The sequence below is a fragment of the Paenibacillus sp. FSL R5-0517 genome (assembly GCF_037974355.1).
Taxonomy (GTDB): domain Bacteria; phylum Bacillota; class Bacilli; order Paenibacillales; family Paenibacillaceae; genus Paenibacillus.
The window spans coordinates 810,888-828,443 of sequence record NZ_CP150235.1 but is presented as its reverse complement, the minus strand read 5'-3'; the positions used below and the strand labels follow the sequence as shown (position 1 = coordinate 828,443).

The 17,556-nt window shown below is 46.1% G+C and carries 19 protein-coding genes; 7 read left to right on the top strand and 12 right to left on the bottom strand.

What is annotated here, in order from left to right; genetic code table 11:
• Positions 1–435: 435 nt before the first annotated feature.
• Positions 436–1,152, top strand: coding sequence for an NPP1 family protein (locus MKX40_RS03830; protein ID WP_339239511.1), 717 nt, complete (start codon positions 436–438; stop codon positions 1,150–1,152).
• A gap of 177 nt (positions 1,153–1,329) precedes the next feature.
• Here the strand turns inward: MKX40_RS03830 and MKX40_RS03825 are convergent, their stop codons facing one another.
• Positions 1,330–1,746, bottom strand: coding sequence for a DUF4395 domain-containing protein (locus tag MKX40_RS03825; RefSeq protein WP_339239510.1), 417 nt, complete (start codon positions 1,744–1,746; stop codon positions 1,330–1,332).
• A 76-nt stretch (positions 1,747–1,822) separates the two neighbouring features.
• Positions 1,823–2,749: a 2-dehydropantoate 2-reductase N-terminal domain-containing protein gene (locus MKX40_RS03820; RefSeq protein ID WP_339239509.1), complete on the bottom strand. Its 927-nt coding sequence runs from the start codon at positions 2,747–2,749 to the stop codon at positions 1,823–1,825.
• A gap of 170 nt (positions 2,750–2,919) precedes the next feature.
• Between MKX40_RS03820 and MKX40_RS03815 the strand changes: the two genes are divergently transcribed.
• The gene (locus tag MKX40_RS03815) at positions 2,920–3,489 is read left to right on the top strand and encodes a TetR/AcrR family transcriptional regulator (RefSeq protein WP_339239508.1); all 570 of its coding nucleotides are present in this window, start codon (positions 2,920–2,922) and stop codon (positions 3,487–3,489) included.
• Between the two features lie 76 nt (positions 3,490–3,565).
• Here the strand turns inward: MKX40_RS03815 and MKX40_RS03810 are convergent, their stop codons facing one another.
• The gene (locus MKX40_RS03810) at positions 3,566–4,351 is read right to left on the bottom strand and encodes a CbiX/SirB N-terminal domain-containing protein (RefSeq protein ID WP_339239507.1); all 786 of its coding nucleotides are present in this window, start codon (positions 4,349–4,351) and stop codon (positions 3,566–3,568) included.
• 1 nt (position 4,352) lies between these two features.
• Entirely contained in the window at positions 4,353–4,643 is a 291-nt protein-coding gene (locus MKX40_RS03805; RefSeq protein ID WP_017690665.1) for a YerC/YecD family TrpR-related protein, read from the bottom strand.
• A 452-nt stretch (positions 4,644–5,095) separates the two neighbouring features.
• Between MKX40_RS03805 and MKX40_RS03800 the strand changes: the two genes are divergently transcribed.
• Both MKX40_RS03800 and MKX40_RS03795 read left to right on the top strand, forming a co-directional pair.
• Complete coding sequence (locus MKX40_RS03800; RefSeq protein ID WP_339239506.1) at positions 5,096–5,731, top strand: tyrosine protein kinase; 636 nt, start codon at positions 5,096–5,098, stop codon at positions 5,729–5,731.
• Between the two features lie 135 nt (positions 5,732–5,866).
• The gene (locus MKX40_RS03795) at positions 5,867–6,955 is read left to right on the top strand and encodes a DNA alkylation repair protein (RefSeq protein ID WP_339239505.1); all 1,089 of its coding nucleotides are present in this window, start codon (positions 5,867–5,869) and stop codon (positions 6,953–6,955) included.
• Positions 6,956–7,182: 227 nt separating this feature from the next.
• Here the strand turns inward: MKX40_RS03795 and corA are convergent, their stop codons facing one another.
• From corA to MKX40_RS03775, 4 genes are all read right to left on the bottom strand, one after another.
• A complete protein-coding gene (corA, locus tag MKX40_RS03790; protein ID WP_076333421.1) occupies positions 7,183–8,142 on the bottom strand; it encodes a magnesium/cobalt transporter CorA in 960 nt (319 codons plus the stop codon).
• Positions 8,143–8,492: 350 nt separating this feature from the next.
• A complete protein-coding gene (locus tag MKX40_RS03785) occupies positions 8,493–9,482 on the bottom strand; it encodes an inorganic phosphate transporter (protein ID WP_062836232.1) in 990 nt (329 codons plus the stop codon).
• A gap of 14 nt (positions 9,483–9,496) precedes the next feature.
• Positions 9,497–10,114, bottom strand: a complete 618-nt coding sequence (locus MKX40_RS03780; RefSeq protein ID WP_062836231.1) for a DUF47 family protein — start codon at positions 10,112–10,114, stop codon at positions 9,497–9,499.
• Positions 10,115–10,430: 316 nt separating this feature from the next.
• Positions 10,431–11,507, bottom strand: a complete 1,077-nt coding sequence (locus MKX40_RS03775; protein WP_339239504.1) for a DUF3048 domain-containing protein — start codon at positions 11,505–11,507, stop codon at positions 10,431–10,433.
• A gap of 338 nt (positions 11,508–11,845) precedes the next feature.
• Between MKX40_RS03775 and MKX40_RS03770 the strand changes: the two genes are divergently transcribed.
• Positions 11,846–12,385 carry a DoxX family protein gene (locus MKX40_RS03770; RefSeq protein WP_339239503.1) on the top strand — a complete coding sequence of 180 codons (540 nt, stop codon included), beginning with the start codon at positions 11,846–11,848 and terminating at the stop codon, positions 12,383–12,385.
• A 154-nt stretch (positions 12,386–12,539) separates the two neighbouring features.
• Positions 12,540–12,752, top strand: coding sequence for a hypothetical protein (locus MKX40_RS03765; protein ID WP_017690673.1), 213 nt, complete (start codon positions 12,540–12,542; stop codon positions 12,750–12,752).
• A 167-nt stretch (positions 12,753–12,919) separates the two neighbouring features.
• On the opposite strand, the gene MKX40_RS03760 is transcribed toward MKX40_RS03765, so the two are convergent.
• The 3 genes from MKX40_RS03760 to MKX40_RS03750 form a co-directional block, all read right to left on the bottom strand.
• A complete protein-coding gene (locus MKX40_RS03760) occupies positions 12,920–13,705 on the bottom strand; it encodes a class III extradiol ring-cleavage dioxygenase (protein ID WP_339239501.1) in 786 nt (261 codons plus the stop codon).
• A gap of 103 nt (positions 13,706–13,808) precedes the next feature.
• Complete coding sequence (locus tag MKX40_RS03755; RefSeq protein WP_339239500.1) at positions 13,809–14,639, bottom strand: alpha/beta fold hydrolase; 831 nt, start codon at positions 14,637–14,639, stop codon at positions 13,809–13,811.
• 261 nt (positions 14,640–14,900) lie between these two features.
• Complete coding sequence (locus MKX40_RS03750) at positions 14,901–15,134, bottom strand: hypothetical protein (protein WP_133387380.1); 234 nt, start codon at positions 15,132–15,134, stop codon at positions 14,901–14,903.
• A gap of 410 nt (positions 15,135–15,544) precedes the next feature.
• Here MKX40_RS03750 and MKX40_RS03745 point away from each other — a divergent pair, with 410 nt between their 5' ends.
• The gene (locus MKX40_RS03745) at positions 15,545–16,357 is read left to right on the top strand and encodes a hypothetical protein (protein ID WP_339239499.1); all 813 of its coding nucleotides are present in this window, start codon (positions 15,545–15,547) and stop codon (positions 16,355–16,357) included.
• A gap of 28 nt (positions 16,358–16,385) precedes the next feature.
• Here the strand turns inward: MKX40_RS03745 and MKX40_RS03740 are convergent, their stop codons facing one another.
• Positions 16,386–17,291: an AraC family transcriptional regulator gene (locus MKX40_RS03740; protein WP_339239498.1), complete on the bottom strand. Its 906-nt coding sequence runs from the start codon at positions 17,289–17,291 to the stop codon at positions 16,386–16,388.
• Between the last annotated feature and the right edge of the window lie 265 nt (positions 17,292–17,556).

The following is a 17,556-nucleotide window of genomic DNA, read 5'->3' as shown; positions in this document are numbered from 1 at the left end:
ACACAACAATGAACTTCCGTTCATTCTGCTCTAATCTTTCGTCTTACCTATATCTATGCATCAGGAATTCCGTCTCATTCCAAAGCCTTTAACTCCTATCATATCATCAAATGTAAAGATGTCCTAGCCTATAATCTATAAGTATATTTTTTCATATATGTACCCACTAATCCATCTAATACCCAATAAACATCCTGCACCAGTCCTGAATCTTTCCCACTGCCTTTTATGTAAAATAGTCTCATTATTCAACCATTCTGCCCGCTTGCACAGGAATTAGTCTTCGGTTTCGATACCTTCATCTGATTATGACATGGATATACTACAAATTTACAAATCTTAAGATAAAAAGATAAATAATATAAACCTTTTTACACTATAGTCTTAGTGCACCCTCCCCCAGCATCACACCTTATCAGCGAAGGAGAATTAGGAATGAAAAAAATTGTGTTAATGCTCCTGGCCTTTCTTATGGCATGTGTTCCTTGGGTCACCGTTGTTGAAGCAGCGGAGATTAATCATGATCAGGTTGTCGGATTTCAGGAACTCTCACCCGTTACCGTGACACAACAAGCAGCCAAGCGTTTTCAGCCTTTTCTCAAAGTCTATCATGGTTGTGTGCCTTTCCCCGCAGTGGATCAACAGGGCAATACCAGTGCTGGTTTGAATACGTCCGGGTCATCGAATGGAAACTGTAGCTCCAGTACAGGACAGATTTACTCCCGTTCCGCTTGGCACAATGGGGTGTGGGCTATCATGTATTCATGGTATTTCCCCAAAGACTCCCCCTCCCCTGGACTCGGCCATCGTCATGACTGGGAAGGTATCGTCGTGTGGGTGGATAATCCGGCAGCGGCCAATCCCCAAATCCTCTCCATCGCGTATTCCGGTCACGGCCAGTTCACCAACGTCACACCGAGCAATACCAATACACAAGGTAACCATCCGTTAATTTCCTATAATAGCACCTGGCCGCTAAACCATGAACTTGGTGTTACTAACACTGTTGGGGGAACACAACCTTTAATCGGATGGGACGACCTGACTTCTGCGGCACGAAATGCGCTTAATACTACGGACTTTGGCAGCGCCAACGTACCTTTTAACGATAACAATTTCACGAACAATCTGAACAAGGCTTGGTTTAGGTAAAAAAATCCCCTTCAAGTGAACGGTTCACTTGAAGGGGATTTCATATGAAGTGATTCGTATCACGATCGCTATAGGTTCAGCTGATACTTGCCGCAAGAAAACTCCTCGGAGTATAGCTCTCTTTACTCGAAGTATCGGGCGTTCTCGTCATCGTATCTTCGTCTCACTTCAGCCACCTCAAAATCCAATTTTTCTGCCTGCTCGCAATTGTTTGTACCAGAAGTATACGGTGCAGCCCACACAATAGCCCACCAGGGCGGCACTTGCAGCTGTAAGAAGCATCACAGCAAATAGATAACCTGCAACCGTCCAGCCAAGTGAAAATGAAATGATCGCCAGAGACAGGAAGAGCACAGCCAGAATATTGTTGAATCGCTGCAGCTCCACTGCCTGCGTTTCTGTCCCTTTACTGGTCAACACAACTTTCCCAATTTGCACAAACAGATTAAGCTTTCCACCGGAAGCCAGACCAACCACCTGAATGCTCCACAGCGCGCCCAGAACTACAAGTGGATTAAACACAAATGAAAGTAAAACAAACAACACAATACCGACCTGATTCGCTTTCACATAGCGCATGGGCACTTCCCGCATCAGAATACCACCTTATTCCTATTTTATTAGTTGGTTTTATTGTAGTCGGTATTGGGTTAATGAGCAAGAGTACACTTTATTTAAGGGGAGTAAAATCTCTTTTCAGCACGTCCCAATGGGGTGTCGGGATGCCTGTTGTCTTTTTCCAATCGTTAAATACATTATTTAGTGCCTCAATCTCTCCAAAAGAACCCGCAATCAGCTTATGAATTGGAAGCACACTGTAGATCTTCAACAGAAGGTACAACGTCCGTTGATGCTTACGAATCATTTTAGCCTGAATCTCCGGTATAATCGTTATGCCCATTGCCTCAAGTACGCTGAAGCCCTCATCCATCGCCCTAATCATATGATGAATTTGCTTTCTGTTCCCGTCCAACTTGATCAACTCAAACTTCTCATTAAAGCTCACTGCATTCAGCATCAGAATGGGCACAATATGGCTTTTCAACCAGGCATCAATATCGCTTAGAACATTCAACTTGTATTTCACATGTTGGAAAGCTTGATCCAGCAAAGGTTTAAATTTGATATCACCATCCAGACTGCCAATCACCATTTGTCCGCTGCCTCCACCGATCGATAACATGCGGTCTTTTTCACGCTTCCCTCCACTCACGTGGAATCCAAACGCGATCTGTTTTGCCACCTTGCTGTTTACCTCCAAAAAGTTTTGCATGCTTCGTGCATCTGCGTTGTTACCTACGATTACAATATTGCTGCTCTGATTGTCTGCCAGAATAGGTAATATTGAAGGAAAATCATTATATTTCATCACAACAAAAATCAGATCATATTGGTCATCCACCTCCAACGTTCTGGTGACCCGAACCGGATCAACTGTCGTTTTGAATTGAAACATATGCCGGATGACGACTCCATCCTTCTCCAGCTCCTCTGCCCGCTTCCCTCTAGCCAGAACAGTGACATCATTGCCACCGCGTACCAGGACGTGCGCCAGTTGACTCCCCAGAATCCCCGCACCATACACTAATATTTTCATTGGTTATCCCTCAATTTCATATTTTATGAATAATCGTTGTTTTATCAACATTTGTTGATAAAATAAGAGTAACAAAGCACCTACTATGCTTCAATCGTTAAAATATCCGCTTTTGTTGAATAATCAACGAATGTTTCCTTATTGTTGAAAAACCACCTATAGGAGGGGCCATGGACAGACGAGTACTCAAGACACGAAAGGCGATAATCGAAGCTTTTGTCGGGTTACTGGAGGAACAGGATTTCGAGCAAATTACGATAAACGATATTGCTGATCGGGCTAACGTAAACCGAGGAACCATCTATTTGCATTACGCTGACAAGTTCGACCTGTTGGATCAATGCATTGATACCTATTTGCAGCAGTTGTTGGATGCCTGTATGATCGAAAGCTCTACTACAACACCTGTTACGGCCAAGGATGCGCTGCTCAGAACTTTCCGTTATCTGGAACAACATGCCTCTACCTACACTACACTTCTAACCAAAAAAGGTATTCCGGCATTCCGTAGTAAGTTGATGACATTGTTGGTCCAAGGAGTACAGGATCAGATGGATGCCTGTGGCATCCAGGAAGGTATGAAAAAAGAGATTACCATACAGTTTCTTGCTTCCGCTGCTGTAGGCCTCCTGGAGTGGTGGATTATGAATGCCATGCCTTATCCGGCCGAGGAGATCGTTGACCAATTAATAGATCTACTGGAACTACATCTGAATTTGCACGCTCCCATAAGTGGGTAACCTGGCCCTCGTTCGAGTGTTCGAGTGGTCTACAACAAACAAAAAACCACGTCCTTGGACGTGGTTTTGATATACTTCAAGAAGAAGCCCCAACCTCATTACATCTCTCCAGCAATATCTGGATCTGGCGTTCCAGCCACTGCCCAAGTAATGGATGTGGCAGCAGCGTCTCACCACTATACTCATAATCCAGTTCCTTCAATCGGTCCGGAATTACGTTCCTCGTGAAGTAACCGGCACTCAAAAACAGCGGCGCCACAATAACCCGGTTCCCCCGCTCTTCGCTCCAGTACTTCACTTTGTCATACACACTCTCCGGATTCAACAACGCATAATCCGTATGGGCTACACCACTAACTTCCTGCACAAGCTCTGCAAGGGAAGAAATTCCGGCTTCCCAACGCTCGCGAAAACCATCATGAATACTCCCATGTCCCACCAGCAGAATTGTCTCCTGCTCAGGCTGCTGCGAGAGTGACTTGACCTTATCCCACACCATCACGGCAATATCCGGATCGTTATCTACTGGATAACCGAAGTGAACCCGAGCCTTGACATGGAACGGCTCCAGATCCGTTTCGCGATCAGGTGTTTCCTTTGCACCAATGGCATATTCAATTTCATCCACATGTGTACTCCCGGATGAAACAAATAGAGGTACGACCAGAATATCGGTTACGCCTTGTGCTTCCAGTCGGTCGATACCGTCCTGGATTAAGCGTCCTTCCACTAGTTCAAGAAAACCAGCTTCAACTGGCAATGGAATAGGCAGATTCAACCGGGAGATCGCGTCATCGACGGATTCCACCCAGGTCTGCTCCTGTGAACCGTGACTGATGATGAGTACGCCCGGCTTCTTCATGTTAGCGTCCCAGGCGTTCCAGCGTCATTTTATAACCATCATTTCCGTAATTCAGGCAGCGTTTCACACGTGAGATTGTAGCTGTGCTCGCACCTGTCTCTGCTTCAATCTGGTTATACGTATTGCCTTTACCCAACATACGAGCCACTTCCAGCCGTTGGGACATGGATTGGATCTCGTTTACTGTGCAGAGGTCATCAAAGAAAACATAACACTCTTCAATATCTTTTAACGTCAAAATAGCCTCAAATAGTTGTTCAATGCTTTTATCATTTAGCTTTTTCAGCTGCATTTCATCATCATCCCCTAGCGGTTACTGTGTACCTACATTGTACTCACACTGAGTTGGTATTTCAAGCGTTACCGATTTCACGCACTACAGAATAAAAATACATGTTACCGCTTACAAAAGGTACTATTGTCCTCCCCTCGCGCACATCAGATGAAATTACCCCGCTATTTCCCAGTTTTCACCTGTATATATCCGATTACTTATGTAGGATTTCAACCCGTTAAATTGTGACAATTTTGTGTCTAAACTACATTTTACTCTTTGACAACCTGCCATCATGCCATGCGCCCAAATCCGCAAATATCCCGTTTTCCGGGATACCCGCCTACGCCGTCTCTCCGCGAATGACATACAGTATAACAAAAGGGAGTTCCACTACCGCATATGATGTACACTGTCATGAAACTTGTGGAACGCAATTCCGAAATCCAATAGAAGGATCGTGATCGTTCATGCCACAGCATTATTATCACCGCCAGCCAGCACAAGGGCACCGACCGTCTTCTCATGCACATCGGCAGGCACATACTTCTGCCTATGTGCCGCCCGGTATGGTTCAGCGGTCTTTAAATGAAACTCAGATTCAACCGATGTACCCTGGAGTAGAGCCCCATTACCCGGGCTTCGGTGAAGTCGAAGCATCTGCAGTCGTACCCTATGGGCAAGGTGTAGCTGGAGGGAACTTATACGGAGGTGCAGCACAGGTTGTTGCCCCAGCTCCGGTACCGACACCTGCTTCTGGCAGTTCAGGCTTTTCATTAGCTAACATCGGTGAGTTAAAAGGAATGATCGACCGTTTCGGCGGTATTGATGGAATCATGAGTGGAATAGGCAAAATGCAAAAGGTCGTCGGCGGCATCCAGCAGATGGCTCCGATGATGAAACTCGTTATGGGCATTCTGCCTTTTGGAAAAGGTAAAAGTAATAACAGCGCGGCTGACGCAGACTATGAAGAATATACACCGCCCCGGAGACGGAAGCGCAAGCGGACGAATAAACAAACGAGCACTCCACGTCGTCGCAACACAACTCCAGTCCGCCGCAAATCCAATTCCACGAAGCGCCGTCCCAAAAGTCGCAAACGTTAAACTCATCCAGGCACCCCCATACAGAAGGTGGGTGCCTTAACCGCGTTCATCACTACACACATAAAATTTCAGGAACCTATGTTCTTATTTCTGCAACTTTGAGGTATACTGGATAGTAACTAAAGGAGGCGGACCATGGAACTTTTCAAAGACAAATACACGCCCGCATTAATCGATCGGACAGGCGAACTGTTGCATCAATTCTACCCAGAGCTGGATACACAGCTATTTCATGAATTGGTTTTCGCTGAAGGCTGGGAACAGTTGGAATTCAAAGGGCGCATTCGCCGAATCACACTAGCGTTGACCGAAGTGCTGCCCAATAATTATGAAGAAGCGTTACATATTATCGAACAAGCCGCTCCGAATATGAGAGGTGTTGAATATCTGTTTGTACCGGATTTTATCGAAGTGAACGGACTTGAGCCGGAGGATTACGAATTATCCATGAAGTATCTGACCCTCTTCACACCTTATTCCAGCTCCGAGTTTGCGGTACGCCCGTTTATTGAACGTTATCCCATGCAAACGATGAAACATATGATGGCGTGGGCAGATAGCCACAATGAGCATATCCGCAGACTTGCCAGTGAGGGGAGTAGGCCACGTTTGCCATGGGGCGCCAAACTTCAGAACTTTATCACTGATCCAACACCTGTACTTCCGATTCTGCACGCATTGAAACAGGACGAGTCCCTCTATGTGCGCAAAAGTGTTGCCAATCATCTGAATGACATCTCCAAAGACCACCCCGAACTGGTACTGGATCTGGCCACCACCTGGTATGGACAACATGCCCACACAGATTGGATTGTCCGGCATGCCAGCAGGTCCTTACTGAAGAAAGGACATCCCAAAGCACTAAGTCTTTTTGGTTATAACGAGCAGGATTCCATTCACATTGAGCAGCTTCAGCTTGTACAAGATACGATTGCCATTGGCGAGGATCTTCATTTTTCATTTGATGTTGTTAATGAGAGTGGTGAGTCACAGATGCTGCGAATTGAATATGAGATGGGCTATATGAAGGCAAACGGCAAGCAGGCTCCCAAACGATTCAAATGCTCTGATAAAATGTATCCGACAGGCAGAACCAAGGTAGCCACCAAACAGTCGTTCAAAATCATTACAACGAGAAAATACTATGCCGGATTACATACGCTAACGATTGTAGTGAATGGTCAAGCGGCAGCAACAACTTCTTTTGTTCTTGAAATGGAGTAACAGGAAGCAATCGTAAGTTATACACATCTCACTCCAAAGAAATACTTATTCACATGTGGATAGAATATTTCTAGCATATCTATAGCAGCATCAGAAAGGCCACCTGGCAAACATCATCTCCCTACAGTTATTTCTGCCCGAGATCATGACCCAGTGGCCTTTTTTATATGTAATTCTAACTGCAATTCCTCTTACCTACCCTCACCGCTATCCAAATGTAGCACATTCTACTTAAACCATCCGCGCTTCACAAACCAGGCCACCATACTTCCGCCAAGCACAAACATCAACAGCAGCACCGCCCCATACCCAAACTTCCATTGAAGCTCAGGCATATAGGCAAAGTTCATGCCATAAATACCCGCGATCAGCGTGAGCGGCATAAATACCGTCGTAATCACCGTAAGTGTCTTCATGATCTGATTCATCCGGTTGGAGTTCAGGGAAATATAACTGTCGCGTAGGTCGGCCGTCATCTCCCGATCGGCTTCAATCATGTCCGTCAGCTTCAATAAATGGTCATAGATATCGGTAAAATAAGCCGTATGTTCGCCTGTTCGCTGCACATGCTGGGAGTTCACCACTCGATAGAGCAGATCCCGCATCGGTACGACCGTTCTTCTGAGCTTCAGCAATCGGCTTCGCAAGTCAAACACCTGATTCATCAGGTCTTCAACGGACTCTTGTCCACCCCGGTTCTCCAGTTCAGCCAGTTCATCCTCGATGGCAAATAGGGACGGAAAATAATGATCGACCAGCTTGTCCATCACCGTATAGGCCGCTGCCACTGGACCTCGCGCCCAGATCGTACGTTCATGTGCATGGTGCAATAATCGCTCCCACGCTTCATCCACTTCCTCCAGTACACCATGATGAAAGGATACAAGGAAGTTCGCTCCGAGAAACAAGTCAACCTCCTCGGCTTCCAGTGTGGACGGGTTCAGTGCATGCAGTACAAGAAACTGCAGATTTTCATAATAATCAAGCTTTGGCCGCTGCAACACATGCAGGCAGTCCTCAATAGCTAAGGGGTGAAAATGAAAATATGTATCCAGCAAACGGCTTTCCTCTTCCGTTGGCTGGTTAAAATCCGCCCATACCCAGGCGTAATCGTTCAGATCCAGCTGTGTAAGCGGTACGTTCACGGAGACTTGATGTTCTCGTGTAATGGCGAGTGTACGAATCATAAATCAGACCACGTCCTTGTCCTGTATCTTTAGATCATTGTACAACGTTAACCATAGACACGTCTCCCACGTGTCCCCAAATATCCACAGCCACCTACAAACTCGACAACAAAAAAAGCCAACCCTGTTGGCTTCTCTCATTTCCCTATCCACAGTTCCCTGTATCCACAGGAATATCTTCTTTTGGTTTATCATTCCACGGATGGCTATCCACATATCCAGCCTGTCCACACGTTCATGCACAGGCGTCTCTTGATTTTGGTTGTATAATTGTCCACATATCCCGATATTCACACAGTTATGAACAGTTTGTCTGGTAACCCCGGATTCGTACGGGATCACTTCTCTTTTTAGAAAATAATCCAGTACAGCAATCCTGCCAGTCCAGCAGTAATTGGAATCGTAATGAACCACGTAATAATGATACGTCCAGCAAGTCCCCATTTCACAGCAGAGAAACGTTTTGCGGAACCCACACCCAGAATAGCTGATGTGATCGCGTGCGTTGTACTAACTGGAAGGTGAAGCAACGTTGCTGTGAAAATAACGGAAGCAGCTGACAGATCGGCGGCAAAACCGTTAATCGGTTCAATTTTAAAGATTTTGGTACCCATCGTTTTGATGATTTTCCAACCACCAATGGATGTACCCAGAGCCATCGCGGTTGCTGCTGAGATTTTAACCCACAGCGGCACTTCCAGATGATCTTGTACACCTGCTGCAACCAAAGCAAACGTAATAATACCCATTGCTTTCTGTGCATCATTCGTACCATGTGTGAAAGCTTGCAGTGCTGCCGTGAAAATCTGTACCGTACGGAAACCTTTATTCACGTTATGCGGACTGCGTTTGGCAAAAATGTATTTGAGAATCGTCATGACCACATAACCGATGGCAAATGCGATTAGAGGTGATAATAGCAAACCTCCGACAATATCAATGAACCCGCTCCACTTCACTTTATCGGAACCTGCGCCAACGAGCACAGCACCAGCAAGGGCTCCAATCAATGCGTGTGATGAAGAAGACGGAATACCAAACCACCATGTAACCAGGTTCCAGATAATCGCAGCGATCAAGGTGACTATGACGACCTCGATCCCGTTATCTAGCGTGGTGGGGTCGGTTACACTCCCCCCAATCGTCTTCGCGACGCCTGTAAACATCATCGCACCGACAAAGTTCATTACCGCTGCCAAAAGGATCGCGCGACGTGGCGTTAGTGCCCGTGTCGATACTGAAGTAGCAATGGCATTGGCCGTGTCGTGAAAACCGTTGATGAAGTCAAACGCCAGTGCAAGGAAGACGACTATACCTAATACCCAAATCGTTGTTTCCATTATTCTCTGGCTCCTTAAGAATTACGCATGATGATGGATTCAAGCACATTTGCTACGTGTTCACAAGCATCCGTTGTTGTCTCAAGACGTTCGTAAATTTCCTTACGTTTGATCAATTCAATCGGATCAGGAACGGTAGCGAAAAGGTTCTTGATACACATGCGCAACACTTCATCACCCTGATTTTCCAGATCATTCAATCGAATCGTGTACTCACGAATCGCCAGCAATTTTTTCTGAGACAGCAAATGAATAGCCTTCTGAATTTCGTAAGCCGATTGGCGCAAAATTTCAGCAAATTGCACGATATATTCGTCAGGATCCGTCAGTTGGTACATATAGAAACGGGAAGCCGTTGCTTCGAGTCCGTCCAATACGTCATCAAGTGTTGTTGTCAGCTCCATAATATCATCGCGTTCGATCGGCGTGATAAACGTTTTGTTGAGTTCCGTAATGATTGTGTGCACATAGTCATCACATTGGGACTCGTACTTCTTCATTTCATTGGCAAAAAGAGTCACATCCTGAAGGTTGGAAACATGCTGGGAGAAATAATCTGCCGCTTGAACAACCGTATCTGCCATGTTCTCCAGTGTCTCAAAAAATATATCCTTCTTCTTCTTAAGCTTCATAGCCCTATCCCCTTTACGGAAAAAATTGCCGATAACCGATGAAACATGAAATGACAACCTTTGATATCTTATCATATTTGTTTCATGGTTTGTACAAAAGGTGTGATCCTTTTTTATATTCTTATCACATTAATCTGAAATGAATCTTAATTATTTGGAATAATGGTAAATTCAAGTCAAGATTTTACACTGCGTTTACAATTCGACATCCAAAGACAGAATCGACACGATTCTATTTTTCACGCTAAGATACAATATAACGCCTTTTCGATAACAAAATGCATACCTGTTTCATTGTTTTCTTTCATTACATCCTTCATTGCTGCACAGCCAGCTTCACATGACTGGAGAATTCCGGTTGATTGGGAACAATGTTGATAAAGGTTTTACCCGGCACAAGAGCCACTTCACTGCCATCCTGAACAAACCGGATAATATCCCCCTGTTTCTTCACCCACTGCCCACGAATCATTTTGCCCTTCTGGAACAACATGGCTTCCCCGCCCTGTTCCAAATTGACGGACAACCGACCTACACTATCGAGCACCTTGTGATCTGCACCTGCCACAATGATATTCGCTGCGCCAAGTGCAGTCCCATTATCCAGATCCTGATCTGCCTTACCATTCACCATTCTCATATATCGTCCGCTAACTTCATCATAATCATACGTCACCCGGTAACTATCCAATAAATAATGGATGTCGAATTGCTTCACTGCCTCTCCTGCGGAAGTCGCGCCTTCTTCGTTATAGATATATACGGGAGATTTAAACTCATGGCTATAACCCTTGATGTCTGCCCCTTCTCTTAACTTGTCCGCTGAAGTATACAGATTGTGTGGCGCTTTACGATCCTTGGAACGCCAGAAGTAAGGCCCTCCATTTGAGATTTCATCCATATGCTGTTTCTGCTGCCTTTGCAAAATGGAATATGCCTCCGGACTGCCTCCGGCATGAACAAGCACCCCATCATAACTCTCGCCAAGCTCAATCAGATATGGACGTATACTGCGAACCGGTCCAACCGTCTCAGCACCGCCTTCACTCTGGAAGATGGCTATAAACCGGGTAATGCCTCCCTCTGCGAGGACTTCAAGAATGATATCGGCGGAACTCAGACCCGATTGGGGCCGAGCCGCTGGTGCATTATTAATCATGACGGCAAGGGGACGACGCGTAATCGCTTCATCTACAGGCAGACCTGTAAGAGGTGCTGTGTAGAGAGAATCGTTGGACTCCTCCACAGTCTGTTCTTCTTGTACAGGTGCAGGTGTCGGTTCTGGCTGAAGTGGCATCTTGGAAGCCTCCTGATTTTGGCAGGCAACAAGACTCAATGAGAGAATTAACAGGGATGCAGCCGATGCTGCTTTGTTCCATTTAAAAAGCTTCAATATAGGACCTCCTGAACGATATGGCCTGGTTCTAAGTTGTGATATATGTCTCATGTGGGCAACCATTTCACGTATTTCTTTCCATTTAATCACACCCAATCCGATTTGTCTGCGCCCTGAAGGCCTTGATACAGCGTGAAATTCACATTTGAAACAGTGAATAGCGAGAAAAATATGTCCTAAATGTGAACTTCTCAAACCTTACTTAAAATTTGAACTAGATTGTGATTTTAATCACAAACAAAACGACTTTTGGACTATACAATAAAGACATCAAAGGTGATCACTTAGAAAAAACAAAAACAACACACACTAGATTCCATGAAGGAGTGGTTCATATGTTCAGCTTCAACCAATGGCTTAGAGAAAACAAAGTGGCAATGTGGATTTTGACAGTACTTCGGGTGTATATCGGTTACGATTGGATGACTCACGGATGGGGCAAATTGACTGGCGGATTCCAAGCTGGCGGGTTCCTCGCCGGGGCAGTCGGTAAAGCAACGGGTGAAAATCCAACAGTTCAAGCATGGTGGGGAACGTTCCTTGAGAAATTCGCAGTACCAAACGCAGGATTGTTCGACTTTATCATTCCGCTTGGTGAATTCCTTGTAGGTGTAGGACTCATTCTCGGATGCTTCACAACACTGGCTGCGCTGATGGCTCTCGTGATGAACTTCGCGTTCCTCTTCTCGGGTACAGTAAGCACGAACGCTCAACTGGTTCTGATGCAAATCTTCCTGGTAGTTGCTGGTGCAAATGCAGGTAAAATCGGTCTGGATCACTGGGTACTGCCTTACCTTCGCGGATTGATCACTCGTAACAAAGGTAATCACCCAAAAGACACACCAACGATTAGCCCAACTCATAAAACAGCTTAAACAATAATCAACAACGCTGCCGCCCTGCTCTCCATCCCCCGGAGAGCAGGGCTTTTTGCTTTTCAAGATATCCTGAATGTCCTGACTGACTTGCCCATCCACAGAATATCATATTATGATGAACATAAAGTTGAACTTTAAAGGAGTACACGATATGCCGACCCAGCGACGTCTTGAGACCGATGCAGACTTCCAGGAAGCCATGAATATGAAGTATAAGGTTCGAGTTTTTAAAGATAATCACCAGATTGACTCGGGTGGCATTATTATCCGTTTTGACAGCAATACCGTAGTTGTACAATCCAGTGTCAGTGAACTTGCTTATCATTCGCGTACAGACTGTGAATTGTTCGAAATTCGCAAATAAAGATCCATTGCATGCATAAGTCCTCGTATTGAAAAAAGGTTCCTTTAGCCCATCAAGGGTCTAAAGGAACCTTCTTTTATTTATATATTGTAATGGTATACATTAACACATGTTATCCGTACCCAACTGGTTTCTGACAGCATATTCAGGCTGTTGTCTGTTCCAAGTTACACGCCGTCTCCAAACTGCCAGCAGTTCAAACTGAGCGTTCCATAAGGGTAAGACTGGAATAGGCGCTTCGCTGATCGAGACATATCCGCTGTACCCATCGCGTAGAACAAAGGCGCAAGGTGTTCTGTCCCATACGACGGCACTGCCGTACGTGCATGAGGGGCTTTTTTCTCATATTGAAACAGTTCTCTTGTGTTCCACTGCTGCAAGCGATCTCCAATCCAGTTATCAAATTCCACCGCCCACTCCTGCGGTTCATCCGTATCGCCCAGCATACGTAAATTGTGAACCGTTCCACCGCTGCCAATGATCAGCACATCATCATGACGCAGCTGTTCCAGCATTCGGCCAATATCGTACTGTTCCTGCGGCGTACGCAGCGAGTCTACAGATACAGCGATCACAGGGATATTCGCTTCGGGATACATATGGAGCAACGGTACCCATACGCCATGATCCAGTCCTCGGCCTCGAATCGGCTGATGCGCAAGATTGCTGCGGGTGAACAAAGCACATATCTCGTTCGCCAGATCTGGCTGCCCGGATGCAGGGTATTCCATCGTATACATCGTAGAAGGAAATCCATAAAAATCATGCAAGGTCTGATGTGTATCATCCATCGTCACGGACGGTTCAGGACAATCCCAATGCGCCGTAAATACGACAATGGCTTTCGGAGCCGGCAGCCTGTCTCCAAGCTGGTTCAAGAAGTGAGTGTAGTCATTGCTCTCCACCGCCAGAGCGGGAGAACCATGCGCAATGAAAAGTGCGGGTAATGTCATTGCTGCCAACCTCCAGACACGGATAGAATGCTTACTCTTCTATTTTACCCCTAAGAAGGCGCTTTTCCAAGCTGACATCCCCAAACCGTTGCAATCCTGCCATTTATATCATCCAGTGCTGCCAATCCTGCTCGATCTTCTGACGTTCACCCAGCCACTCTCTGGTACGCGTAATTAGCTGTTCCCGCTCTTTACCTGAAGAGAAGGTATGATCGCCCTGGAAGATGATCTCCTTGTCGCAACGCCCTTCCTGACGCATCCAGAATACCTTTTGATACAGGAATGCGTAATCTACAGGAATAATCTCATCTGACGTGCCATGCATGACGAGAACATCACCGCTAAACTTGACTGCTTCCTGGAATGGTTGATGTTCAGCGAGAGATTCGAAGAAGGTAGGTGTGAATTTGTATCCAAGATAATCAGCCGCACCCAGTTTCACGCCTTCATCGTAGACTTCCCGTCCCGTAATCTTCACGATATCATTGAATGGATAACCCACGGAGGACCACATCACCAGATTCTTGACACGTTTGTCGCGCACAGCTGTTAGTAATGCAACGGCACCACCCAGACTATGACCAATCAGCGTTACGCGTGTAGGATCTACATCACTGCAATTCACCGCGTAATCCAGCACCGAGCGTGTCTGCAGCACCATGGACTCCAGTCCCTCCGCTCCATACTCCCCACTGCTCTCTCCGCAACCGATATAATCGAAACGTAGAACCAGATAACCGTCTTCAGCCAGCTCACGGGCAGTCTTTACAAACAAACGGTCCACACCGATCCGACTACCCACGAAACCGTGGCAGATGACTGCCAAAGGTACGCGCTGCTGACTCTTCTCCTCCTTGATATCTTTCACAACCGGATAGTGAATCGTGGCTGTTAATTCTTCCTGTCCATGACGGATACTGATCTGACGTTCCATACCGATTTCCCCTTTCCATGCTTAGCCTGTTATGTTTCATTTATTAAATATATATAATCCGATAAGTTTAGTGTGTATTAAGATGTTATTCATATATTATCATCCCGTAACCTGCAAGTCAACGTAAGGAAGAACCCTTTCTACGTTGAATGCTAGTCTTCATTTTATCGGATGATAGGCGCAAAAAATGAGCCATGCTGATGACAGCTGGCCCGGATATCTTTTATCTTTTTGGAATTCAAACCAAGGGTTGCAGGATCGTTATTCGTAGCTTCTGCGGAACATCTCGTGGGTCTCCACCCGTCCATTCCACTCATGCTCATGACCCGAATCACTGTTGTCCCAGAAACTTCTTCCCCTCAAATTCCCATCTGTCAGTTCTTCTGCATACTCCGTGTCCTCCAGATTCTCCTCAAAGGATACAACCTCGTCCACAACTCCACGGGAGTTGCTGTTCAGTAGCAGCTTACGCGTCAAATCTGTTTGTTTGTCCATAACAAGCACACTCCAATCTTGGATTTCTGTTGGAAATGCTACTATTGTGATGGAATTGGCTGCTCTTTATGCATACTTCACACAATCGTTAGATCTGTGATGCCTGAGGTATTTTTTCACATGATTGGGGGAAAATAAACGAACAATCATTGGCAGCATATGCCTCGGAATCCTTCTGCCGAAAGGAATGAATTCATGGAACATTTATTGGAATGGATTCAACAACACGGTAAACTGGTACTGTTATGCACCTGTGTCATTCTGGCCTGTGTGGGCATCTGGGCCAACCATGAGCAGCTTTTTAATAAGGAATGACTTTGCGAAACGAGAGCCCTTCCCGTATACTAAAATACCGTCAGGGTCTTCAGATAACGGAAGATCAGAACGTGTGTAGACAGGGGGAGCAATCATTGGGGATTTCCTATAAGAAACTGAAAGAAATACAGAATCGGCAAATAACCGAGATGAGTCGTATGACACCTGAACATGTGAAATTGTATGACGAGATCAGCACCATTGCGCGTCATGCACCAGCGGACGAGAGAACACAGGAAGAATGGATTCTCTCCGCAGGAAAAGCAATCGTGCAGGCTCAGCGGGATAACAAACCCGCACGCGAGCTATACGGACCTGATCTGGAACAAGACATCCATGCACAGCTCGGGATAACAGATACAGCATCGAAGAAGACGGCTGCCACTGAGGTGGGTACATCCACTCCAACCCGTGGTAATAGTCCATCAGCTTCATCGAAAAAGAAAGCCAACGTTGCTGAACCACAGCCAGCGGAGAATGCCGAGCCAGCGAAACGGACACCAAAGTGGTATGCCATGATCGCATGGGCCGCACTGTCTTTTGTCATGCTGATCCAAGGATGTGCAGGATTGTTCGTGGGTTGGACTGGTGGAGACACGGAACCATTCCAACACATCAGTCTGTTCTCTCTGATCGTTGCAGCCGTTGGCGGAATCGCATTGGTAGAGATGCTCCGCCGCCTTGCTGAGCGACCAGACGATGAAGGAGCGGACCGAAATAAGGTACCTAAGCTCAATATTCGGGGGATCGTCATCTACATCGTGGTCGTGGTACTCGTGCTGTTTGTCGGGTATCCGTTACGGGATAAACTTCCGGTATTCGCACTAGCTCCATGGGTGAGTGCGGTAATCGGCATTGTGGGGCTTGCTACGTTACGGCCTTTATTCGGTCAAAAGAAGACAGCATAACACGCGTTATATCATCAATTAAGGGACCTCACGAATTCGTGAGGTCTTTTTCCATTTGGAGCTGGTGCCGATGTTTGATTCCTTTGCCTGGTGTTTCTCCAAACTCCCGCTTGAACATCCGGATAAAATAGTTCACTTCCATGCCGATGTTCTCTGCCGCCTCTCGCACGCTTGCACTTGGATGCTTGTTCAACCAGTCCGAAGCCTTCTGCAACCGCAATCGCTGCATATATTGATGTCCTGTCACGCCATAATGATGATGAAACAATCGATTGAGATGCTGCACCGAATAACCCACTGCGTCAGCGACATGCCTCAATAACAGGTCATCCTGATAATGCGTATGCATCAATGCTACTGCTCGGATGAGTGCCTCCTTGCCCATATCTGACTCCCGATTCGAACGGGTTACTATCTCCTCCTGCACCATAGATGATCCAATATCCACACGACCGACATCCGATGCAATTTTTGATTGTGCTATATCCAAAATGAGCTGGTAGATCAGGGTTGATGTGTTCCACATCTCCGTTGCTCCTTGATCCAGCGCGTGCCAGAGATCTGCTAACCGCGACCAGATGAATTCAAAACTGGAGATGGGATACGGCTCGTTCTGAAGCAAACCCGCGCTATGAAGTACCGATCCAGCAGATGCACCGCCAATACCGATATAACCAAGTTCTTCTTTGGATTTGGAATGAGGCACATACTCATGCGCAACCTCGGGTTCCACGATGAATAACTGCCCTGCTCCCATCGTCCACGTCCCTTTTCCCGGAATCCTGAACTGCCCTTCACCACCCCGTGACAAAAACAACTGATACACCGGAAATCCATCCGGTCTATGCAGAACTTTCGCTTCCTGCGTGCCCACACAATACAGGTACAGTGGCAACCGGGAATCCGGCTGGCCCGTCAAACGAAACGCAAGCATTCCATCATTCCTTTCGGCTCATAGGCTTCTAGCTTATTCCTTCTATTATCTATCGGGTTGTCCTATTGCAGCAATGGTCTAAGGAACCTTTTTGGCGACAAGATTTTCATAAAGCAAGTTGCCACGAGGACGTTAAACGGTATCTAAGAGGGAATGATAAAAACTCCCTTTCCGTATAGAAAGGGAGTTAATTAATTCGAATTCCTAAAATTCAATTATCCATTATGAATTTCTTTCAACCACGTTTTCCTATCTAAATTCATGA